Here is a 20181-nt window from a genome sequence, read left to right as displayed (position 1 = left end):
TGTACAGACACCGATTCGAATTCTGCAGACTTGCGACAAAATCGCCAAATCCGCGCAACTCTGCTTCCGCTGCAACGCCTCTGCGGCGCCTCAGTCCCTACTCCTCTCCACGCTGCCACCAGCTACCGCTGTCCGAGGGTAATACGGCGCCTTGCAACACCGCGTTGAATTTCACGGGTGACGAGTTCGGCTGCTGCGAGCGACATCGGGTTCACGTTCTCGACGACGAATGGCACCGCCACGGCGGGCAGCGACTTCACGACCACCGGCACCGGCACGATCACGACCGGCAACATGACCGGCAATGCCACCGTCCAGACCATTACCTGCGACGACACCCTTCGAGTCGATGAGACGTCTACGGTCACGTTGACCGACGCGGCGAATCCGGCCTACGACCTCGCGGTAGCCCGACTACCGGTACCGGCACCATCATTACGACGATGCGGCGCTGACCATTCAGGCTTACCGCCGGGTCGGTCAACCTGGGGCGAAGGCGGCTCGACCACCTTTGACGTCACCCCGTCCGGCGCACCGGCCGGCAGCACCGTGCGTTCAACGTCGCCTCGAACGACACCGGCGCCGCCACCACGTCGCCCGCGACACTGACCTTCGACACTGGCGCATCCCGGTACGCCGCAGACCGTCACTGCTGCCGGCGTCGCCAGATCTCGACCTCGCCAACGAAACGGGCGACCGTCTCGATCGGTTCGGCTGGATACACTACAGCCAACGTCACCACCAATGTCACGGACGATGACACCCGCGGGCCTATCAGGTCGCCCCGGTCTTCGTTGCTGATCCTGGAAACGAAGGCTTCGGCAGTTCGTCTAACGTCAGCCCGCTTTCCAGCCCGCCGCCGACGTGACCGTCAACGTCGCCTCGCTCGATGCCGGCGCTGCCAGGTGTCACGCCGGCTTCGGGCACGTTCACCCCCGCTGACTACGCAACGCCGCAGTCGGTCACCGTGGCCGCAGAACAGGACGCCGACGCCAGCAACGAGTCGACCACGCTGCAATTCACCGCCACCGGCATTGCGCAGACCGATGTCACCGTCAACGTGACCGACGACGATCCCGCGCCGCTGACCGTGACCATCGCTGGCGGTAACAGCGTCGCCGAAGGCAACGGGCGCACCAGCAAACCCACCACCGTCAACAGCACCCATAAGAGCCGGTCCCGGCGGCCTGACCGCATTACACGGTCGGCGCCGGTGGCGACACCGCCGACGGCAGCGATGTCGGCGCTCGGCGCCGGTACCGCGACGATTGCGGCAGCGGTTAATGCGACGACCGTCAACGCCATCGTGAACTGCGATTTCGCGGTCGAGAGCAACGAGAGCGTGACCAGTCACGATCAACGCCGACGCGCGGCGGTTGACCGTCGGTGCCCCGGCCAGCGCCAGCGGCATGATCAACAATGACGACGTCAACCTGAGCTTGAGCATCGCCCCGGTCTCGCAGGCCGAAGGCAATGCCGGCAATACGATGAGCTTCACCGGGTCGCTGGAACCAGCATGGGTGCCGACGGGTTACGGCCCGGTCGCGGTTCACGCTCGCCACTGCCGATGGATCGGCTATCATGGGCAGGCGACTACGTCGCGCTGAACGAAGTGAAGCCGATCGCCGAAGGCGCGCTCCCGCCACCGTGGTCATCACGATCAATGGCGACACCACGGTCGAAGCCGACGAAACTTTCCAACGTCAATATCAGCGCGCCGGTCACAGAACACCACCTTCCCGGGCAATCCGGCGGCGGTCGGCATGATCCAGAACGACGACCAGCCGAGCCTCAGCATCATCGACGTCGCGCTGTCCGGAAGGCAACTCCGCACGACCGCGTTCGTGTTCACGGTGAGCATGAACGTCGCACCGTCCAGCGGTTTTCATTACGGTCCGACTATGCGATTGCGAACGGCCTGGCCAGCGCCGGCACCGACTTCCACCGCCGCCCGGGCTCGCTGAGCCTGACGCCGCTAACTTGACGCGCATGATCACCGTCAACGTGACCGGCGAAATCGGCAGTCGAGCAGGACGAAAGCTTCTTCGTGAACCTGTCGAACCCGGCGGGCGCAACCATCGCCGATGGCCAGGCCTCGGCACGATCGTCGACGACGACCTGCAAACCTATCGCATCCACCAGATCCAGTGGCAGCGGTGCGTTCTCGCCGGATCGTGGCGGACCCGAATCCGGAACGACGCCACCATCGTCGGCGGCGTGGAGGTCTGCGTGCAGAAGTCGTGGCGCCGCGTCACGGCGGTGGACCAAGGTTGTGGGCATCGATGGATCGCCGGTTGATCAGAACGGGCTTCTTCATGCAGTCCAGCAATGCTGATGCTGACGGTGAGCGCGCCGACTCCCGGAAGGCATCCGTGTTCACAAGCACGGCACCGACGGTGGCGATCGGTGATGTGGTCATTTATCATCGGCCGGGCCTGTGTAACGCTTTGCAGACCCAGATCGCGACCAATGTGGCAGGCGGCAGGTCACGATCACTGCACGGCGGCACTCCTGACCGCCGTGACTGGAGCGCAGCCAGCGGCATTCCGTCGCGCAATCCGGCCATCTTGAGCTGCCCGGCTCCGTCCTGCGAAGCTCAACAATGCCGACACCAACTGAATGCTTCGAGGGCATGCTGGTGTCGATGCTGTCGGCGATCATCTCCGCGTCGAACCAGCGTCGCGCCAGCGACTTCTACGCCGAAGGTATGTCACGCCCTGGGGCGCGCCGCGTTCGCGCCGCGAATCGGGCTTGCTGTTCGGCCTCGCGCCGGAAGCAGGCAAGCAGCCGCGGGGCAACTGGACGGCAAAACCCGGAAGTCATCGAAATCGACTTCGACGAGGCCGGCCTCCGCACCAATACCGAACTGACCGCGGGGAGCACCTTCGCCGCGACCGGCGTGACGGCTTCTCCTTCGGCGACTACGAGTTCTATCCGACCCGGTACACGCCGGCTTCACCCAGCCGGTGCCGGAAGCCGTGGATGGCGCCCGTGGGCGGCAAACGAACTGACCGTGGGCCTGTTCAATACCCAGTATCTGTGCGGACGACCTGAACCCCGCCGTTGCCGACCGACAACGACGATCTGCCGGGCGACGACGATGGCGACAATGACAACACCACCGACGGCGACAGCGATTGCGGTTCGGCGACACGCCGATCCGGTGCCGGGCGCGTTCACCCACAGCGACAAGCCGCAAGGTGTCGCCCTACGTGATCAACGTGCTGAAGTCACCGGACGTGCTGGGCCTGCAGGAAGTCGATGAAGTCACGACGTTGGAGGAGTTGGCCGCCAGATGCGCCGCTGATGGCGGCCCGAACTATCAGTCGTTCCCGGTCGAGGGCAACGACCGGGCGGCATCGATGTCGGCTTCATGATCAACAGCAGCCGCATCTCCAATGCCAGCGAAGTCGAGCAGTTCTATTAAGACCAAGAACTGGTACGACCCGGTGGTCACCTGCACCCTGCCGGCGGTCTATCCAGTACGAAGGCCTGCATGACCGTCCGCCGCTGCTGTTGCGTGCCACGTTCAACGGCCCGAACGGCCTATGCGTTCGCGGTGCTGAACAACCACACCAAGTCGATCGGCAATGTCGATCTCGACACCGTGGCCGGCAACCGCGACCGCGCCAAGCGCTTCCAGCAGGCGAAGGATGTCGGGACCCTGGTCCAGCAATTCCAGACCAGTGCCGGGCCGTTCAACGGCATGGGCACGGCGGGCATTCCGCTGGTGCTGGTCGGCGACTACAACGCCTTCGAATACACCGATGGCCATGCTGACGTGATCGGCGTGATCGCCGGCACGTACAACGACGCCGCGAACGAGTGCAATGCCGTGCTCAGCGACGGCCAAGGCACGGAAACCTGCAACTCGGCGCCAACATCGTCGCCCTGCCGCTGTTCAATTTGGTCTTGCGGTGCCGGAAGGCGAGCGCATGTCCTACAAGTTCACGCAGAACTTCGGCATCGTCCAGGATCGGACCAGCGCGACGTGGCCTCCGGTGCAGGTCATCGACCACATCCTGCGGCACGCTCGGCCCAAGGCTATTACCCTGAGCACCGACTACGGCATCTCGAACAACGCCGCATCGGATCAGACCAATCGCCAGTTGCCGGCACCCACCGGCCCGGTGTCGCCGATCCGCGCCTCCGACCATGACGGCGTCGTGGCCTATCTGGACTTCAACTGCCTCGCCAATCCGGTCCTGAACGGCGACAGCGACACGGTCTGCGGCATGCTCGACAACTGTCCGGCAGCGGCAAACAACGATCAGGCCGATATGGATAACGACGGCGTCGGTGATGCCTGCGATCCGGACGTCGATGGCGATGGCGACCTGAACAACGCCGACAATTGTCCGCTGGTCGTCAATGCCGATCAGGCCGACAGCGACGGCGACGGGATCGGCGATGTCTGCGATGCCTACCCGAACGATGGTGAACTGTTCTTCCGCGACGGCTTCGAATAAGCCTCGCGGATCGACTGTTCGCAACGGCCCGCCTCGTGCGGGCCGTTTCTTTGCGGCATCAGTCGATGCGATCGATCCGCACCGGCACGCCATTCAGTGCGGCATTGCCGGTCGCGCTGTCGAGCCAGGTCTCGTCGGTAAGATCGTTGGCGCTGACGCCTTCAGCACGCCGGCAAGGCCGAGTTGTACGCCATCGCGGCGATGGCCGAAGCCATGCGGCAGCGAGACCACGCCCGGCATCATCGCGTCGCTGGCGAGCACATCGACGTCGACACTGCCGACGCGCGAGCGCAGGCGCACCCGCGCACCGTCGGCGATGCCGCGGCTGGCCGGTCATCCGGGTGCATCAGCAACTGATGGCGTGGCTTGCCCTTCACCAGCCGATGCGCGTTGTGCATCCACGAGTTGTTGCTGCGCACGTGGCGACGTCCGATCAGGCTCAGATCGAAGGTCTCGTCGGCGGGCGCGTCTTCATTCACCGCGGCATCGAACAAGTCGAGCAGCAAGGGCGGCGCGCATTCGATGCCGCCGCTCGCAGTTTCGAGTCGACGCAGCAGCGAGGGTTCCGGGCGGGCCGAGATCGAGGCCGTGCGGCGCGGCGAGCAGGTCGTCGATCGTGAGGCCGCTGCCGCCACGCGCGAGCAGCATCGCGAGCACCTCGCGCGGCGGCAGGAACGGCGTGCGGCTCGCCGCGCGCGTCGCGCAGGCCGCGCATGACGCCATCGAGGATCTTCGGCGTGCTCAGGCGCGCGACGCGACGGATCGCGAAGGCGTTGAAGTAGAGGTCGTAGTGGTCCTCCGCGAGGAAGGACGGCGGCGGCAGGATCCAGTCGGCGTGGCGGGTCGTTTCATTGAGGTAGGGATCGATCGCGACCTGGAACTCGAGCGTGCCGAGTGCGCGATCGAGCGCGGCGCCGTTCGGAGTCGACGCCACCGGATTGCCGGCGACGGTCAGCAAAGGCGCGCACCTGCCCCGCACCCGGCGTCTCGATCTCCTCGCGCAGCACCGCCACCGGCAATTCGCCGCAGACTTCCGGCAGGCCGCGCACGCGCGATGACCAGCGTCCGCGCGACCCTTTCGACGTGCCCGGCCCGGTGACCGGCACGATGGCCTCGTTCGGCAGACAACCGCCGGCGCGATCGAGTTGGCCGAGGTAGATATTCATCAGCTGGATCAGGTACTGCGCGACCGTGCCGAAGCGCTGCGTCGACACGCCCATGCGTCCGTACACGCAGGCGTTCGTGGCGCCATGCAACTGCGCCGCGACGGCCTCGACCTGCGCCATCGTGATGCCGGTGCGCTGCGGCAGATCGTCGATCCGCACCGCCTGCACGCGTGCCATCGCGACATTGAAACCGTTGAGCGGCCCGCATAAGCCTCCAGACGCGGCGCACCGAGTCGCATCAATGCCTGCAACAGGCGATCAGGAACCAGACGTCGCTGCCGGGCCGGATCGGATGATGCGTCGCGATCTCGGCGGTTTCGCTGCGGCGCGGATCGACCACGATCAAGGCACCGCGGTCGCGGATCGCCTTCAGCCGCGCGGTCACGTCCGGCGCCGTCATCAGGCTGCCGTTCGACGCGACCGGATTGGCGCCGAGCATCAGCAACACGTCAAGCCGGTCGAGATCGGGAATCGGCAGCAGCCATTGATGCCCGTACATCTGCCAATTCACGAGCTGATGCGGCCACTGGTCGACCGACGAGGCACTGAACTGGTTGCGCGAGCCGATGGCGCGCAGCAGCTGCGGCACGTAGGCCATCAGCGAAAAATGATGCACGTTCGGATTGCCGAGATACACCGCCACCGCATCGCGCCCATGCGCGACCTGGATCGCATGCAGCCGCTGCCCGATCTCCGCGAACGCCTCGTCCCACGTCGCCGCGCGCCACTCGCCCTCGACCTGGCGCATCGGCCCACGCACCCGATCCGGATCATTCTCCAGGTCGAGAATCGCCACACCCTTCGGACAGAGATGTCCACGACTGAACGCGTCCGCGTCATCGCCACGGATCGACGTCAACACGCCATCGGCATACTTCAACTGCAACCCGCAGATCGCTTCGCAGAGCGGGCAGGCGCGGTGGTGGATCGAGACGTTTCCGTTCATGGGCGCCATGCTCGCGATGTCTGGTCATGTGACGAAGTAGCCTTAAGCACCCGCCGGCTCGCATTCGCGGCTGGCACAGTGGACAATGTGTCGGCGCTCCAATACCCTGCATATCATCCATGTGAACCCGGATTTACAGGAATAATGCTCGTTCGCCGCCTCGATCTGCTGCTCGCCGCTCTCGACAGAGCGCCTGTAGTTGCTTTGGTCGGCCCGCGTCAGGTCGGAAAAACCACCTTGGCGCGACAATTGGCGCTGGATCGGAATGTGCCCGATGCGCTTCTTCGATCTCGAGCGCGTGTGAGACCGAGCCGCGCTGACTGATCCGGATGCCTTGTTGGCAAGTTTGGGGCCAGGCCTGACGGTGTTCGACGAAGTGCATTTTGTGCCAGCGCTGTTCCAGTCGCTGCGCGTGGCGGTCGACGAGCGCCGTCGCCAGGGGCATCGCAGTGGCCAGTTTCTGGTTCTCGGTCTGGCATCGCTGGATCTGGTGCAAAGCGCTTCGAGTCACTCGCGGGACGACTGGAAGTCGTCGAACTGGCGCTGTTCACGCTGACCGAAACCGGCGCCGACACGCAAGCCCAGCCTGGCTGCGCGGCGGATTCCGGAATCGTTTCCGCAACCAGCGACGAGCACAGCCTGGTCTGGCGCGAGCAGTTCGTTCAGAGCCACTTGCATCGGGACATCATGTTCGCACCACGTCTGCCGCGCGAAGCTTGGCGACGCTTCTGACCATGCCGCACATCTGCAAGGCGCCGAATTCAATGGGGGCCAACCGGCACGCAACCCGGATGTTTCGGCCCAGAGCATCACGCGTTACCCGGATCTGTGAGCGACTTGTTTTGATTCGGCGCCCGCCTGCCCATTCGCGAAACATCGGCAAGCGATTGCGCAAGTCGCCGAAGGTCTACGTCCGCGACAGCGGCATCGTGCATGCATTGTCGGCATTGCGACCACACCGGAATTGCTGGCTCACCCGGTGATCGGCGGCAGTTTCGAAGGATCTGTGGATCGAACATCTTGACGGCAGAAGCTAGCGGGCGCAATGGCGAGTGCAGCTTACCGTACCCGTGACGGCGCGGAAATCGATCTGCCCGTCAAACGTTGGAGCGGGAACGCATCGCCATCGAGATCAGCAGTTCGGCCAGCACCAAACCATCGCGCGGATTCCATATCGCGGTGACGATGTCGAAGCCACGCAACGCTGGTTCGTGCACGGCGAACAACGCAGCTTCCTGCTGCCGAACGAAGTGCAGGCCCTGAATCTCGCGGATGCGATCAACAGACTTCAGTCGTTGCAGCGCCGCTGACCACGTTGCGCCATCCTCGGCACGCGCCCGATATCGCCGCCGCGGCAGCGAAGAAGCGTTTGGCGGGGGTGAGGCTCGACGAGGCCGAGGCCGCGGGAGAGCCATTGGCCAACGCGGCCGAGGTCGCCGCCGAAGCCGCGTTCGATGGCGTCGATGGCGCGGGCGGCGCTGTGGGTGTCGGAGCGGCGCCAGCTGTCGAAGCGCGACAGCGTCGCAAGGCTGCCGAGGTCGCGGTTGCGCGTGCGTGCGTCGACGAGCACGTCGACCAGCGCGGCGGCGTCGATCAGGCCGAGATTGAGACCGAGGCCAGCGAGCGGATGCACGACGTGGGCGGTGTCGCCAAGCAGGGCCATAGCGTTCGGCGTGGAAGCGTTCGGCGAGTTGCAGGCGCAACGGAAACGCGAAACGTACCGTTGCCGCGACGACGCGTCCGAGCGCAAGCCACTGGCTTCCAGATACGGCATCGCAGAAGGCCGCATCGTCGAGCGCGAGCAAGGCCTCGACCTCAGGTTCCGGGCGCGTCCACACCAGACTGGAACGACCGCCGCCGATCGGCAGAAAGGCCAGCGGCCCGCCTTTCAGAAAACGCTGGAAGGCGATGCCGGGATTTGGCTGCTCGGTCGTCAGATGCGCGACGACGGCGCGGCTCTGGTAATCGCGCACATCCGCAGCGATACCCGCTGATTCACGCAACGACGAGCGCCCGCCTTCGGCCGACACCACGAGGCGGGCGCGCAGGCGCGTACCGTCGTCGAGTTCGATTCGTGCCTCGCGTTCGCCGCGTTCGCAGTCGACGACGCGTGCCGCGTGCGCAGCGGCCACACGGGATCGCGCTGCATCGAACAGGCGCGCCTGCAACGCACGCAGCTCGACGATCCAGCCGAGCGTCGGTTCGGCCACGAGCTCGCGGGCCGAAATGCAGCCCTCGTCGCCCGAGCGCACTTCCATGTCGCGATAGGCGAAGGCGCGCGCGTCCGGCAGCGGCCATGCGCCGATGCGTTCGACAAAGCGCACGGAGGCCGGCGACAACGCGATGACGCGCGCATCAAGTGGCGCATCTTCGGTCGATGCGGCGGGTGGATTGGCCCGACCAGGGCGACGTCGAACCCCGATTGCGCCAACGCAGCGGCCGCGCTGGCACCGACCGCACCGCCTCCGACGACGATCACATCCAGCAGGTTTCTTGCGTTCATCAGCGGAATCCCATGGCCGAATTCACCAGCGCATCGCGCACGATCGGCAGGTGTTCGGCCGACATCAAGGCCAGACTGCGCAGCGGTCCGAGCGGCAGGTCGCTGGCTGCGAAGCGCGCCAGCGCATCGGAGAAAACGCGCCGTGTGTTCGCGGTCGTCGCGACGGCGTTCGGCGTAGTCGGCCAGTGCCTGCACCGAGGCCGATGTCCTCGCGATGGGCCGCGACGACATCGGCCAGCGCGAGCGCGTCACGCAGGCCGAGATTGAAGCCCTGCGCGCCGATCGGATGAATGGTCTGCGCGGCATTGCCGATCACGGCGACACGGCGATCAACCACACGCTCGGCGAACTGCAGCTTCAACGGCCGTAGGGCTGGCGTTGCCCGATCTTGCGCCAATGCCCGAGCCGGGTGCCGAAGCGCTGCTCGGCGAAGGCGAGGAAGTCGTCATCCGACATCGCGAGTGCCGCGGCGGCCTGCTCGGTCGTCAGTGTCATCACCAGACCGGCACGACGGCGATCCAGCGGCAGCAGCGCAATCGGGCCGCTGTCGGTGAAGCGTTCGTATGCGCAACCATCGAGGTCGCGCTCGACTTCGATGGCGGTGACGATGGCCGTCTGGTCGTAGTCGACGCTGCAGCGGCATATTCAAGCGGTTGCGGATGACGGAGTCGGTACCGTCGGCGGCGACCAGCAGGCGCGTGCGCAGATGGCGCTCGTCGTCGCCGACGCGCAGGTTCAGCGCGACGTGATCGTCATGCGCGGTGAAGTCCTGCAGGCGCGCGGGTCGCCCGCGTTCGAGGCGCGTCGTGCGGGCCATCGCGTCGTCGAGGGCGCCGGCCAGTTGCCGCGCTGGGCACGATCTGGCCGAATGCGGGCAATCCCTGCGCTGCGGCATCGAGCAGGTTGCGTCCGAACGCACCGCGACGGACTGAGTGGATGCGCCGGATCGGATGCTGTCCCGCCGCCGCGTAGGCTACGCCAAGCGCGTCCAGCGCCAGGGTCGATGCCCGGCCGAGCGCGAAATGGCGCTCGTCCCAGCGCGGCGCCTGCGGCGTCGGTGGCGCCTGCGCTTCGATTGCGAGCACGCGCAAGCCGTCGACACGATCGAGCGCCAGCGCCAGTGCCTCATGCCGACGAGCCCGCCGCCGACGATCACGACATCGAAGTCCTGCCCGGTCCGATCCTTCATCCGCCGATGATAGCGAGCTGCCCCGGCGTCCCGTCAGTCGATTAGAATGTCCGCCCCAGAAGTTCCGGAGTCGTCCATGTCGCAGTTGTTCCGTTCCGACGCCGCGCGCCTCGTGCTGCTCGTCGCCCTGATCGTTGTCGCCGCCGCGACGCGCATGCTGCCCGGGCGTCCGCCGAATTTTTCGCCGATCGAGGCGATGGCGCTGTTTGCCGGCGCCGTGTTCGCGAGCCGTTACGTGGCCGTGCTGGTGCCGTTGGCCGCGATGCTGATCTCCGATGCCGTCATCGGTTTCCATTCCGGCATGTGGCTGGTCTACGCCTGCATGGCCGTCATCGCACTGGCCGGCACCCGCCTCGCCGGTCGCATCAGCGCCTTGCGCGTGGTCGGTTATGGTCTGGGCGCGGCGCTGTTCTTCTTCGTCGTGACCAATTTCGCGGTCTGGGCCGGCGCCGCCGAGTATCCGAACCTGATGTACACGCCGGACCTGCAGGGGTCTGGTGAACTGCCGCATCGCCGCGATCCCCGTTCTTCCGCAACCAGATCGCCGGCGTGCTGGTGTATTCGGCCGTGCTGTTCGGCGCGCATGCACTGATGACGCGCCGCGTGGCGCAGTCCGCGACCGCGTAAGCGCATGGGCAACCGCCTCAGCAAGATCTACACGCGTACCGGCGACGACGGTTCGACCGGTCTTGGCGATGGCACGCGCGTGTCCAAGGACAGCGCACGCGTCACTGCCTACGGCACGGTGGACGAGTTGAACAGCGCTATCGGCGTGGTGCTTGCCTGCGGGCTGCCGCAGCCGATCGAGGACATGCTGACCGAGATCCAGCACGAACTGTTCGATCTGGGCGGGCGAGCTTTGCATCCCGGGCAGCGAACTGGTGCATGAAGCCGACATCACGCGGCTGGAAGCCCGCTCGATGGCCTGAACGAGGACCTGCCGCCGCTCAAGGATTTCATCCTGCCCGGCGGCGGCCCCGCCGCGGCCGCCTGTCATCTCGCGCGCACCATCGCACGTCGCGCCGAACGCGAAACGGTCACCCTGTCGCACCACGACGCGGTGCGCCCGGAGACCATCCGCTATCTCAATCGTGTCTCCGACCTGCTGTTCGTGATCGCGCGCGTGCTGGCCCGTTCTGCCGGGCATGGCGAAGTGCTGTGGAAGCACGAGCGCCGCAAGCGCGGCTGATCGCGGCGGACCGAACGGCGATGATCCTGACGCACCCGGCCTGCCTGCTGCACTACCCTGGTCCGGGGCATCCGGAATCACCCGATCGTCTCCAGGCGGTGTTGCGCGCACTCGATGCGCCGGTGTTCGCGAACATTCCGCGGGTTGACGCACCGCTGGTCGAGCGCGGCCTGATCGAACGCGTGCATCCCGGCATCGAGTACGCACAGATTTTCGCGCATGCACCGCACGTGCAGACGCTGCGGCTCGACGCCGACACGGTACTGCATCCGGCCGCCGATTCGCTGGAAGCCGCGCTGCGCGGTGCCGGCGCCGTCGTCGCCGCGGTGGATGCGGTGCTCGATGGCCACACGCGTCGCGCCTTCTGCGCGGTGCGCCCGCCCGGGCACCATGCCACGCCGGCCCGAGCCATGGGCTTCTGCGTGTTCAACAATATCGCGCTGGGTGCGCGGCGTGCGCTGGATCGCGGGCTGGAGCGCGTGGCCGTGCTCGACTTCGACGTGCACCACGGCAACGGCACCGGACTGCTTCGAACGCGAACCACGCGTGCTGTTCGCGTCCTCGCACCAGTGGCCGCTGTATCCGGGCAGTGGCGGGCTCGACGAGACCGGCGTCGGCAATGTCTTCAATGGCCACCTGCCGGCCGGCAGCGGTCCGCGCGAGTTCCGCGCGGTGTGGTCGGAACAGTTGCTGCCCGCGGTCGAACGCTTCCGCCCGCAACTGATCCTGGTCTCGGCCGGCTTCGACGCCCATCGCCTCGACCCGCTCGGCGGCCGGACGTCGAAACCGCCGACTACGCCTGGCTCACCCGCGAAATCGTCGCCCTCGCCGACCGCCACGCCGCGGGCCGCGTCGTCTCCACCCTCGAAGGCGGCTACAGCCTCACCGCCCTCGCCGAAGCGGGCGCCGCGCACGTGCGGGCGTTGTTTGGCTTGGCGGATTGATCGCCTCCGCGCGCTCACTGTTCGTGAGCGTTTCGATCAGGCTTTGCTCAGCACCGCAGTCCGTACAGGCGCCTTGCGTGCCGCCTTGCCCAGCGCGCTTTCCGCCCACTTGTTGAGACTGGTGCCGCTTCGTGCAGCCGCCTTCAGTGCCGCCGCGTGAACCTCGGGTGCGATGCGCAGCATGACCTTGCCACTGGCTGGTCGTTCCGGCGCCGAACCGAGTTCCCGGGATGCCGCCAGATAGTCGTCGATGGCCGCATGGAAGTTTGATTCGAACTCGGCCACCGATTCGCCGTGGAAGGCGATGATGTCGTCGATGTCCTGGACGCGCCCGACAATGACCTTGTCGTCGGCGTCGAAGACCATGCTGGCCGTGTAACCCTTGTAGGTCATGGCATTGCCCATGGCTTGATCTCCATTCTCTGGATGAACTCCCGAACAGCCAGGACACGGTAGCGAAGCGCTTCCTTGCCGGGATGCGGCCGATGGATCGTCATCTTCCGACCACCAAACTCGAACGTGACGACCGGCCCGGCGCCTTCGAAGCGCCAGATTACCCGTCGAGTTTATTTGCACAGCCGTCAACAGGCTCGGCGATGCCGGCCTTGATAGATTCACGCATGCCGGGCACCGAGAGCAGGAACAGTGTTTCCTGGATGGCGGTCCAATCCTCTTCGGAGACGAGCACGGCATTGCTGCGGTCGCCGGAAATGAGGATGGGGCGATGGGATTCCGCCACCTGATCCATCAGGCGATACCAGTTCGCACGGGCTTCGCTAGCGGTGAGCGTGATCACGATCTACTCCATGGACTGACACGCATGGTGCGCCAATACGCACGCAATCGCCAATTGCCGGCCGATCGACCACACTGAATCTCGGAAGAAAGATCGTCCAGCGCAGAACGAGTCGCCCCGGGTGCAGTCCGGATCACTTCAGCCATCTCGCCATGCACTGCTTAGCATCGGCATGGGAGAGAACACGCCCTTCCGCGACCGCCATCTCGCCCCTCGCTATGCCCTCAAGCAGGGAAATCCGCTGCTGCATCAATTCGTAGATCTCAACGTCCACAGGAGTGGACTGACACTTCAAGGTGGTGACGAGTTCGGCGCTCATGGAGTGACATTAAAATCTCACCCGGGTACGAACAAGAGCTTCGACACCCACCGCCTCGACCCGCACGCCATTGGTTGCCGCCATGCTGATGCGCAAGTCAGCTAGACGCCGTCAGTTCCGCGTCAGTTCGAACACCCTTGCCCAAGTTGCACTTGAGACAAAGAGTTCGCAGGTTGTCATCGGTGTTTTTCCCGCCGCGTGACCAAGGCTGGATGTGATCCACGTGGAGTTCAACGGACCCATCCTTTGCAGGCGAGGCCCCGCATACAACACACCTGAAATTGTCACGTGCAAGAACGCGATAGCGAAGCGATAGGCTGATTGAGCGCGGCACGACCGAACTCGGCGAAGATTTGGCGTTCACAACAGGCTCTGCAGTGGCGGGCTGAGCCGAGTGTTCTTGCGACTCATTCACTCGCTTGACGAAGGCAGTGAGCGCAGCACGCCAGCCTCCCCAACGGCGAATGTAGGCTTTGGGGGACCAACAGATGAAGGAGGTTGTTTCAACTCACCAAAAATCGGCTGCCGACCATAGTGTGTCCAAAGTGCCAGGATGTTTTCGAAGCACTCTTCGTCAGTGTATCGACGACCGAGCAGCGATTGGCTGAGGCCAGCGGCCTTGAGTGCCTTCTCCCATGAACCGAAGTGGCGTCGGACCGGAGCGCCTGATATCCCGGTATGAGCTTCAAACTCATCTAACGTCAGAACGTCTCTGTTCAGATCGCGTGCTGCGTCGGAGATGGCCTTCAAGACTTCATCGGCTGAAGTGCCAATGTTGGAACTGTCGATGCGTTCGCTGAGACCTGCTCTCTCTAGAGATTTTCTCCAACTCCCGAAGCGCTTTTGAAGCGTTGAGCCATGAACTTTCGCGATGCTGCTGAACTGGCTGATGCTCAGTTTTGGCGTATTCACCAATGCCGCGACACGCCGAAGCTCAGCGAGAAGCGCCTCGTCGTTGTATTCCTCTAGCGTCGTGAGCTCAAACTTCATGAAAAGATCCGCAAGAGTGCGCTTCTCGGACTGAAGCGCCGGACTGGTCGGCAAAGTCTCGGTCGGGCAGACGAGCGGGTCAAGGCATTCGCTGGAACGCTCGCCTGTCGCAAATAATCACACCCCGCGATCACGGGGTGACGGCGGCGCGTTCCGTCACCCACAATCGCGAACATCTTCGGGGGAATTCGCGATGTTGAAGTCGGTGCGCCGGTTCGTGGCGGGTGTGTTGTGCGTGGGGGCGATGGCGGCCTCGGCTGAGCAGTCTGCGGAGAAGATCCGTTTGGCGCCGCCGCAGGCGATGTTTCGGGACAGCATCACGTTGAACCAATTTGTCAGCGGCACGCTGCGCTTCGTGTTGTTGCACGAGATCGGGCATGGCTTCGTCGACCTGTACGGCATTCCCGTGCTCGGTCGCGAGGAGGACGCGGCGGATCGGTTTGCGACCGGTGGATGGCGCCCGATGGCGAAGGCCAGGACGGCACCGATGCGATCGCGGCGATGGAATGGTGGCTGGCCTCGGCTAAGACCAGCGGCTTGAGCCGCGAGCAGTTGGCGTGGTGGGACGAACACGGCATCGACGAACAGCGCGGATTCCAGATCGCCTGCCTGCTCTACGGCAGCGACCCCGGAGTCCATGGGCCCGCTCGCCGGGCCGACTTGGCGTGCCCGCCGAACGTCGCGAATCGTGCGCCGGGCGCACAGGAGAATGCGGCCTCGTGGTCGGCCTTCCTGCGCGGCTAGCCTCGACGCTGACGCATCAACTCGACGGCTTCATCGAGCGGAAGAACTACGTCGAGCCGGAATCGCCCGACACCGTCGATGCCGCCAAGCTCGTGCGCGAGATGAAGTTGCTGGAAGAGCTCGCGGCGATGCTCGGGCAGTTCAAGTTTCCGGAAGGCAGCGTGATGGTGCGGATGTATGCGCAGGGATTGCGGCATGGCGAACGCCTATTGGGACCCGGAACGAAAAGAACATCGTGCCTGCTACGAGCCTCGTCAACCACATCGCCAACGTGGGCTACGCCGCCGGATTCCGCTGAGCCTGCAGCAGTGGCGGCCAGCGCCGCGCGCAAACCCGCGGCGTCGAGCGGCTTGCGCAGGAAACCGTCGAAGCCGGCCGCGCGTGCCTCGGCTTCGGTATTCGCCTCGCTGCGGGCGCTGATCGCCAGCGCCGGCACGTGCCGACCGATGCGATTCCGCAGCAAGGGCAGCAACTGCAGGCCACCCATGCCGGGCAGATCGAGGTCGCTGACGATCAGATCCACCGCGGCATCGGCATGATGCAGGCATGCATGGCCTGATCGGCCACACGCACCGTCGCAGCCTCCGTCCGCAACCGTGTCGCGATGACTTCACGCGTCACGGCATCGTCCTCGACCAGGAGGATGCAGCGAGACGCGTTGTCCACCGCGGCGCGCTCCGGAACCGGCACGCCGACCGCGACCGACGCGGTTTCCGTCATCGCCACGTCCGGCAAGGGCAGGCGCACCGAGAACACGCTGCCGACGCCGCGTCGAGCGCAACACCACCTCGCCGTCCATCAATTGCGCGAGCTGATGCACGATCGACAATCGAGCCCGCTGCCGCCGAGCCCGGCACCGAAACTGGTCTGCGAAAACCGCTGGAACAGGCGCGCATTCGGCTCGGTCATGCCCGGCCCGGTGTCCTCGACATCGATCCGGACCAGGCACCCTCGCGCCGTGCCCGCCAGCACGATGCGTCCGCGCGCGGGTGAACTTGAGCGCATTGTTCGCGAGGTTCAGCACGATCTGGCGCAACCGCGTCGCGTCCGCCAGCACGCCCTTCGGCAGGTCGTCGGCGATCTCGAGCGCGCATTCGAGTCCCTTGCGCTGCGCCAACGGCGCGACCGCATCGACGATTTTCGCGCAGCAGGCTGTGCAACGCCGTCGCTTGCGGATGCGGAAAGCTTGCCGGCCTCGGCACGCGACAGATCGAGCAGGTCGTTGACCATGCGCAACAGGTGCTGGCCGGACTGACGCACGGTCGAGACGTAGTGCTGCTGGGGTGGCATCCAGCGGCGTGCCTGCGAGCAGTTCGGCCATGCCGAGCACACCGGTCATCGGCGTGCGGATCTCGTGGCCCACGGTCGCGAGGAATTCGCTCTTCGCGGCGCTGGCCGACTCGGCATGACGCCGCCGCTCTCGGCCATGGCCATGGCGTGACGGGCCTCCAGCGCCTGCGGTTCATGCGCCACAGCAGCACGAAACCGAGCAGGGTCAGCACGCCATACATGGCATACGCCGCGGGACTCGACCACCTGGTGGCGCTATTCACGAGACGCGTCGTGAGCGTCGTCGCGCCGGGCTGCCCGAGCGCATTCTCGGCCCGCACCTGCATCGATAGTCGCCCGCCGGCGGCGGCGCGATCAGGCGTTTTCGCCGGCGGCGCCGACATCGACCCAGTCCGGGTCGAACCCCTCGATGCGAAACCGATACCGCTGTGCTTTCGGCTCGATGAAGGAGATCAGGCGCGCACCGATCGCCAGTTCATGATCCAGCGGCCCGAACTGCAGGGCATCGCCACCCGGCATGCGGGTTCGCACCTCCTCGTCGTGCAGATAGCGCAGCGCCGCCCAGTTCAGCGGAAGCGACGGCGGCGATGGCGACGACCACCGGCCACGCACGCGCAACACGCCCTCGCCGACCAGAAACACCACATCCTCGCCCTGGCGCACCGCACTCGGCATGATCTCGAACTGCACGCTCGGCAGTCCGTCGGCACGCGTGAACGGATGCAGGCTCGGCTGCACTGGATCAACCCGCCACAGCCCACGCGGATTGCTGAGCAGGACTTGCCCGGCAGCGTCGACGACCAGAGTCGAGGCCTCGGCGACCGGCAAGCCATCACGCCTCGCCCAGGGTCCAGTCGATCGACCAGCCTTGCTCCCGACGGACCAGCAGCATCAGGCGGTCCGAGTTGATGTACCAGCAGCCGTTCGGCATCAAGGAAGGCGAAGGCATGCACACGCTCCGGCGCGACCGCGTCCAGGCACGAAGGCCTCGCCACGATCGTCGAGATGGCGAAGGCCGGTCGCGTCGGCCATCCAGATGCGGCCTTCCGGATCGGCGCTGATCTGCTCGAAGTCAACGCTGTCGAGACCCTGCTCGCCGGCCCGCCAGACTCTGGTTGCGCCCATCCGGCGACAACACGTTCAGGCCTGCGGTCAGCGCGCCGATCCAGAGCCGGCCATCGGGCGACCGCTAGCGCTTTCGGCGACCCCACCGGCCAGGTTCACCGACCCGGCAGGCCCGTGACCCGGTGTCGTGCGCGGGATCGAGATGCAGCACCCCCTCGCGTCGGGCAGCCACAAGGGTGCCGGCGGCGTCGCACCACACCGCTCAAACGCCGCCGCGCCAGTGCGGCGGCGTGCGGTGCCGGTCCAGCGCGACCTCGCCCTGCGGCGAAATGCGGGTGAGTTCGCCTGCGCACCAGCATCCACAAACTGTCGTCCGGACAACGCGTGATGCCGCTGCGGCGTCCGCTCGACGGTGACGCGGGATCGAGCGGATCGTGCCGGAAGACCTGAAAGCGTTGCCAGTCCGGGCGCAGGTAGGCGATGCATGCGCGCCCGTGCTGGAGCGACAGTCCACCTTCGTGATCGCGCAACAGATCGAGCACATCGGCATCCGGCAGGGCCCCCGGGCACGGCCGGGCGCGGGCGAATCCAGTCGCTGCCGCCGTCGCCCCGCAGGCGTAGCACGCCGCCCGCGCACGGCCACCCAGACCTCGCCCGAGTCGCCATCAACGACCGATTCGACCAGCCCGGCCGCCTCGGGCAGGACCACCCGCGACAGCGTGTCGGTCCCCGCGCTGCGGCGGAACAGGGCTGCATTCGCGCCGACCCAGAGCGTGCCGTCGCGGGTGACCTGCACGGAATTCACCAGCGGCAGTTCAACCACCTTCCGCGCCGGGCCCGGCATGACCGCATCGGCCGCATCGATCCGCCACAGCGTATCCAGCGTTCTGACCCACAACACGCCGTCGACACGACCGCCATGTCGAGCACGGTCGCCGTGCGCAGGGCCGGATCAAGATCCATCAACCGGTCCAGCGCCACCGGCGCCGCCTCACCCTGGCGCAATCGCGCAAGTCCCTGCGCGTAGGTGCCGATGCAGAGATCGCCGCGCGCGGTCTCGGTCAAGGCGAAGACATCGCCACCGCGCAGACCGTTGCCCGCCGGGTCCGGCACGATGCGGGTGAACTGGTGTCCTCGCTGTCGTCGAGCATTGCCAGCCCGGTGCTCCGCATCCCACCCAGATGCGTCCGTCCCGGGTCGCAAGCGCGGTCCGCAAGTCGTTGCACGGCAACGAGGTGGCATCGTCCGGATCGTTGCGGAACACCCGAAGCCCCAAACCGTCGAAGCGCGCCAAGCCATCGCGGGTGGCGATCCAGAGATGACCGCCGGTCCTGGGTCAGGTCCATCGTCGACAGTGCCGGCAAGCCTTCGGCGCTGCCTGCAGCCGGAAAGCGGGCGCGATCGCGTCGGCCCGGCCAGGTTCGGCAGCAGCAGGCATCCGGTGATCAGCAAGGACCGCATGCGCCGACGATGCCAGCGGCTTGCAGATTCGCCAAGGGAATTGCGACGCGGGTCGATGGCACCACTCGGCATTCGTGGCAAAGTGCGGGCCATGAGAATCCTGCTGCCCGCCCTGCTCGCGCTGTGCCGCAGTCACGTCCGCTTCGGCGGCCGAGCTATCGCTTCGACACCGTGCATTCGCGGTGCAGTTCATGTCAGCCACCTCGGCTTCAGCGAGTCCGAAGGCGAGTTCCACGATCTGCGCGGCGGATTCCGCTTCGATCGCGACGACTGGTCGAGTCCAGCTGCGACGTGACCATCGGCATCGCTTTCGCTCGATCTCGACGACGAAGCCTCGGAATCGCAAATTACTCGAATCCGACTGGTTCGATGGCGCCAGCACCCGGACATGCAAGCTTCGGCCTGTGTGTGACCTGCGGTGGCAGCAGGACGAACAAACACCCATGGTCGCATCGATGGCGAGTTGACCTTAAGCGGCATCACCCGCCCGGTCTCGCTCCGACCTGCAGTTCAAGTCGCGCCGCCATCCACAAGTGATTCGCTGGAAATACACCGCCGGCTTCAGCGCGACGACGATGATCCGTCGCAGCGACTACGGCATGCACAAGTACATCCCCGAGATCGGCGACGAGATCGCCATCCGGCTCGACATCGAAGGCCAGCGCGGAAGGAGCGAAACGTGAGCGCAACAAGTGATGCCACGGCGCTGGGGCAGCGTCGCAAGTTCTTCCACTGGACGATCGCGCCTGGTTCGTGATCGGCCTGCTGGTCGGCGGCCTGACCATGGTCGACATGAAAGTGTCGCCGGACAGTTCAAGCTGTACGCGCTGCACAAGTCGTTCGGCATCACCGTGCTTGCGCTAATGCTGCTGCGCTTCAGCCGGCGCGGCATCGATCCGCGCCCGCAGGATGTGGCCGGCATGGCGCCGATCGTCGCATTAGCGGCCCATGCGGTGCACCGCCTGCTCTACGTCGCATTGCTGGCGATGCCGATCTCGGGCTGGGTCTACAACTCCGCCTCGAACTTTCCGCCGCAATGGTTCGGCCGGTAGACCTGCCGGCCATCGTCGCGCCGGACAAGGACCTCAAGCACCTCGCCCACGAGGTCCA

At 65.8% G+C, this 20181-nt stretch carries 34 protein-coding genes and 4 pseudogenes; 17 read left to right on the top strand and 21 right to left on the bottom strand.

Going from position 1 to position 20181, the window contains the following annotated elements; genetic code table 11:
• Positions 1-122: 122 nt before the first annotated feature.
• On the bottom strand, positions 123-338 hold the full coding sequence (locus IPP28_00290) for a hypothetical protein (protein ID MBL0039501.1): 216 nt from the start codon (positions 336-338) through the stop codon (positions 123-125).
• Positions 339-889: 551 nt separating this feature from the next.
• Here IPP28_00290 and IPP28_00285 point away from each other — a divergent pair.
• From IPP28_00285 to IPP28_00265, 5 genes are all read left to right on the top strand, one after another.
• Positions 890-1423 (top strand): hypothetical protein, encoded by a 534-nt coding sequence (locus IPP28_00285; protein ID MBL0039500.1) that lies wholly within the window; start codon positions 890-892, stop codon positions 1421-1423.
• Positions 1410-1607, top strand: coding sequence for a hypothetical protein (locus IPP28_00280; protein ID MBL0039499.1), 198 nt, complete (start codon positions 1410-1412; stop codon positions 1605-1607). The genes IPP28_00285 and IPP28_00280 overlap by 14 nt, the downstream gene beginning before the upstream one ends.
• A 156-nt stretch (positions 1608-1763) precedes the next feature.
• The gene (locus tag IPP28_00275) at positions 1764-1964 is read left to right on the top strand and encodes a hypothetical protein (GenBank protein ID MBL0039498.1); all 201 of its coding nucleotides are present in this window, start codon (positions 1764-1766) and stop codon (positions 1962-1964) included.
• Positions 1965-1989: 25 nt separating this feature from the next.
• A complete protein-coding gene (locus tag IPP28_00270) occupies positions 1990-2298 on the top strand; it encodes a hypothetical protein (GenBank protein MBL0039497.1) in 309 nt (102 codons plus the stop codon).
• 914 nt (positions 2299-3212) lie between these two features.
• Positions 3213-3377, top strand: coding sequence for a hypothetical protein (locus IPP28_00265; protein MBL0039496.1), 165 nt, complete (start codon positions 3213-3215; stop codon positions 3375-3377).
• A 152-nt stretch (positions 3378-3529) separates the two neighbouring features.
• Here the strand turns inward: IPP28_00265 and IPP28_00260 are convergent, their stop codons facing one another.
• Positions 3530-3853, bottom strand: a complete 324-nt coding sequence (locus tag IPP28_00260; GenBank protein MBL0039495.1) for a hypothetical protein — start codon at positions 3851-3853, stop codon at positions 3530-3532.
• A gap of 382 nt (positions 3854-4235) precedes the next feature.
• Between IPP28_00260 and IPP28_00255 the strand changes: the two genes are divergently transcribed.
• Positions 4236-4469: a thrombospondin type 3 repeat-containing protein gene (locus IPP28_00255; protein MBL0039494.1), complete on the top strand. Its 234-nt coding sequence runs from the start codon at positions 4236-4238 to the stop codon at positions 4467-4469.
• Positions 4470-4527: 58 nt separating this feature from the next.
• Here IPP28_00255 and IPP28_00250 read toward each other — a convergent pair.
• The 3 genes and pseudogenes from IPP28_00250 to IPP28_00240 form a co-directional block, all read right to left on the bottom strand.
• Positions 4528-5192 (bottom strand): annotated as a pseudogene (locus tag IPP28_00250) (hypothetical protein).
• 125 nt (positions 5193-5317) lie between these two features.
• Entirely contained in the window at positions 5318-5812 is a 495-nt protein-coding gene (locus tag IPP28_00245; protein ID MBL0039493.1) for a hypothetical protein, read from the bottom strand.
• A gap of 61 nt (positions 5813-5873) precedes the next feature.
• Positions 5874-6581, bottom strand: coding sequence for a molybdopterin-dependent oxidoreductase (locus IPP28_00240; protein ID MBL0039492.1), 708 nt, complete (start codon positions 6579-6581; stop codon positions 5874-5876).
• A 337-nt stretch (positions 6582-6918) separates the two neighbouring features.
• On the opposite strand from IPP28_00240, the gene IPP28_00235 reads away from it, so the two are divergent.
• Positions 6919-7137, top strand: a complete 219-nt coding sequence (locus tag IPP28_00235; protein ID MBL0039491.1) for a hypothetical protein — start codon at positions 6919-6921, stop codon at positions 7135-7137.
• A 732-nt stretch (positions 7138-7869) separates the two neighbouring features.
• On the opposite strand, the gene IPP28_00230 is transcribed toward IPP28_00235, so the two are convergent.
• On the bottom strand, positions 7870-8244 hold the full coding sequence (locus IPP28_00230; GenBank protein MBL0039490.1) for an FAD-dependent monooxygenase: 375 nt from the start codon (positions 8242-8244) through the stop codon (positions 7870-7872).
• A gap of 10 nt (positions 8245-8254) precedes the next feature.
• Between IPP28_00230 and IPP28_00225 the strand changes: the two genes are divergently transcribed.
• Positions 8255-8575: a hypothetical protein gene (locus IPP28_00225; protein ID MBL0039489.1), complete on the top strand. Its 321-nt coding sequence runs from the start codon at positions 8255-8257 to the stop codon at positions 8573-8575.
• Here IPP28_00225 and IPP28_00220 read toward each other — a convergent pair.
• A complete protein-coding gene (locus IPP28_00220; GenBank protein ID MBL0039488.1) occupies positions 8515-9279 on the bottom strand; it encodes an FAD-dependent oxidoreductase in 765 nt (254 codons plus the stop codon). The genes IPP28_00225 and IPP28_00220 overlap by 61 nt on opposite strands.
• 19 nt (positions 9280-9298) lie before the next feature.
• Here IPP28_00220 and IPP28_00215 point away from each other — a divergent pair, with 19 nt between their 5' ends.
• A complete protein-coding gene (locus tag IPP28_00215) occupies positions 9299-9454 on the top strand; it encodes a hypothetical protein (protein MBL0039487.1) in 156 nt (51 codons plus the stop codon).
• On the opposite strand, the gene IPP28_00210 is transcribed toward IPP28_00215, so the two are convergent.
• A complete protein-coding gene (locus tag IPP28_00210; GenBank protein MBL0039486.1) occupies positions 9442-9579 on the bottom strand; it encodes a hypothetical protein in 138 nt (45 codons plus the stop codon). The genes IPP28_00215 and IPP28_00210 overlap by 13 nt on opposite strands.
• Positions 9530-9979, bottom strand: coding sequence for an FAD-dependent monooxygenase (locus IPP28_00205; protein MBL0039485.1), 450 nt, complete (start codon positions 9977-9979; stop codon positions 9530-9532). The genes IPP28_00210 and IPP28_00205 overlap by 50 nt, the downstream gene beginning before the upstream one ends.
• Positions 9980-10349: 370 nt before the next feature.
• Here IPP28_00205 and IPP28_00200 point away from each other — a divergent pair, with 370 nt between their 5' ends.
• The 3 genes and pseudogenes from IPP28_00200 to IPP28_00190 all read left to right on the top strand — a co-directional run bounded on the left by IPP28_00200 (position 10350) and on the right by IPP28_00190 (position 12406).
• Positions 10350-10865 carry a hypothetical protein gene (locus tag IPP28_00200; GenBank protein MBL0039484.1) on the top strand — a complete coding sequence of 172 codons (516 nt, stop codon included), beginning with the start codon at positions 10350-10352 and terminating at the stop codon, positions 10863-10865.
• 39 nt (positions 10866-10904) lie between these two features.
• Positions 10905-11462: pseudogene (locus tag IPP28_00195) on the top strand (cob(I)yrinic acid a,c-diamide adenosyltransferase).
• Positions 11463-11482: 20 nt separating this feature from the next.
• A pseudogene (locus IPP28_00190) lies at positions 11483-12406 on the top strand (histone deacetylase family protein).
• 36 nt (positions 12407-12442) lie between these two features.
• Here the strand turns inward: IPP28_00190 and IPP28_00185 are convergent.
• From IPP28_00185 to IPP28_00165, 5 genes are all read right to left on the bottom strand, one after another.
• Positions 12443-12811 carry a type II toxin-antitoxin system HicB family antitoxin gene (locus IPP28_00185; GenBank protein MBL0039483.1) on the bottom strand — a complete coding sequence of 123 codons (369 nt, stop codon included), beginning with the start codon at positions 12809-12811 and terminating at the stop codon, positions 12443-12445.
• Between the two features lie 148 nt (positions 12812-12959).
• Positions 12960-13202, bottom strand: a complete 243-nt coding sequence (locus tag IPP28_00180) for a type II toxin-antitoxin system Phd/YefM family antitoxin (GenBank protein ID MBL0039482.1) — start codon at positions 13200-13202, stop codon at positions 12960-12962.
• 133 nt (positions 13203-13335) lie between these two features.
• Positions 13336-13521, bottom strand: a complete 186-nt coding sequence (locus IPP28_00175; protein MBL0039481.1) for a type II toxin-antitoxin system prevent-host-death family antitoxin — start codon at positions 13519-13521, stop codon at positions 13336-13338.
• A gap of 97 nt (positions 13522-13618) precedes the next feature.
• Positions 13619-13885 (bottom strand): HNH endonuclease, encoded by a 267-nt coding sequence (locus tag IPP28_00170; GenBank protein MBL0039480.1) that lies wholly within the window; start codon positions 13883-13885, stop codon positions 13619-13621.
• 47 nt (positions 13886-13932) lie between these two features.
• The gene (locus tag IPP28_00165; GenBank protein MBL0039479.1) at positions 13933-14511 is read right to left on the bottom strand and encodes a hypothetical protein; all 579 of its coding nucleotides are present in this window, start codon (positions 14509-14511) and stop codon (positions 13933-13935) included.
• A gap of 193 nt (positions 14512-14704) precedes the next feature.
• Here IPP28_00165 and IPP28_00160 point away from each other — a divergent pair, with 193 nt between their 5' ends.
• Together IPP28_00160 and IPP28_00155 are read left to right on the top strand one after the other, a co-directional pair.
• A complete protein-coding gene (locus IPP28_00160; GenBank protein MBL0039478.1) occupies positions 14705-15052 on the top strand; it encodes a hypothetical protein in 348 nt (115 codons plus the stop codon).
• Positions 15013-15255 (top strand): hypothetical protein, encoded by a 243-nt coding sequence (locus IPP28_00155; protein MBL0039477.1) that lies wholly within the window; start codon positions 15013-15015, stop codon positions 15253-15255. Before IPP28_00160 ends, IPP28_00155 begins: the two co-directional genes overlap by 40 nt.
• Before the next feature lie 46 nt (positions 15256-15301).
• Here the strand turns inward: IPP28_00155 and IPP28_00150 are convergent, their stop codons facing one another.
• The 7 genes and pseudogenes from IPP28_00150 to IPP28_00120 form a co-directional block, all read right to left on the bottom strand.
• Positions 15302-15778, bottom strand: coding sequence for a response regulator (locus tag IPP28_00150; GenBank protein MBL0039476.1), 477 nt, complete (start codon positions 15776-15778; stop codon positions 15302-15304).
• Entirely contained in the window at positions 15769-16011 is a 243-nt protein-coding gene (locus IPP28_00145) for a hypothetical protein (protein MBL0039475.1), read from the bottom strand. The genes IPP28_00150 and IPP28_00145 overlap by 10 nt, the downstream gene beginning before the upstream one ends.
• Positions 16012-16053: 42 nt before the next feature.
• Positions 16054-16260: a sensor histidine kinase gene (locus IPP28_00140; GenBank protein MBL0039474.1), complete on the bottom strand. Its 207-nt coding sequence runs from the start codon at positions 16258-16260 to the stop codon at positions 16054-16056.
• 12 nt (positions 16261-16272) lie between these two features.
• Complete coding sequence (locus tag IPP28_00135; protein MBL0039473.1) at positions 16273-16545, bottom strand: hypothetical protein; 273 nt, start codon at positions 16543-16545, stop codon at positions 16273-16275.
• 7 nt (positions 16546-16552) lie between these two features.
• Positions 16553-16618: pseudogene (locus IPP28_00130) on the bottom strand (hypothetical protein).
• 281 nt (positions 16619-16899) lie between these two features.
• Complete coding sequence (locus IPP28_00125; protein MBL0039472.1) at positions 16900-17373, bottom strand: hypothetical protein; 474 nt, start codon at positions 17371-17373, stop codon at positions 16900-16902.
• 499 nt (positions 17374-17872) lie between these two features.
• On the bottom strand, positions 17873-18511 hold the full coding sequence (locus tag IPP28_00120) for a hypothetical protein (protein MBL0039471.1): 639 nt from the start codon (positions 18509-18511) through the stop codon (positions 17873-17875).
• Positions 18512-19162: 651 nt separating this feature from the next.
• Here IPP28_00120 and IPP28_00115 point away from each other — a divergent pair.
• The 3 genes from IPP28_00115 to IPP28_00105 all read left to right on the top strand — a co-directional run bounded on the left by IPP28_00115 (position 19163) and on the right by IPP28_00105 (position 20123).
• Complete coding sequence (locus tag IPP28_00115) at positions 19163-19366, top strand: hypothetical protein (protein ID MBL0039470.1); 204 nt, start codon at positions 19163-19165, stop codon at positions 19364-19366.
• 208 nt (positions 19367-19574) lie between these two features.
• Positions 19575-19754 carry a YceI family protein gene (locus IPP28_00110; GenBank protein ID MBL0039469.1) on the top strand — a complete coding sequence of 60 codons (180 nt, stop codon included), beginning with the start codon at positions 19575-19577 and terminating at the stop codon, positions 19752-19754.
• A 12-nt stretch (positions 19755-19766) separates the two neighbouring features.
• Complete coding sequence (locus IPP28_00105) at positions 19767-20123, top strand: cytochrome b/b6 domain-containing protein (protein ID MBL0039468.1); 357 nt, start codon at positions 19767-19769, stop codon at positions 20121-20123.
• The last annotated feature ends 58 nt before the right edge of the window (positions 20124-20181 follow it).

This window comes from Lysobacterales bacterium, from assembly GCA_016721845.1.
Classification (GTDB): domain Bacteria; phylum Pseudomonadota; class Gammaproteobacteria; order Xanthomonadales; family Ahniellaceae; genus JADKHK01.
The sequence above is the reverse complement of the archived record's forward strand: the minus strand, read 5'-3'. Positions and strand labels throughout refer to the sequence as shown.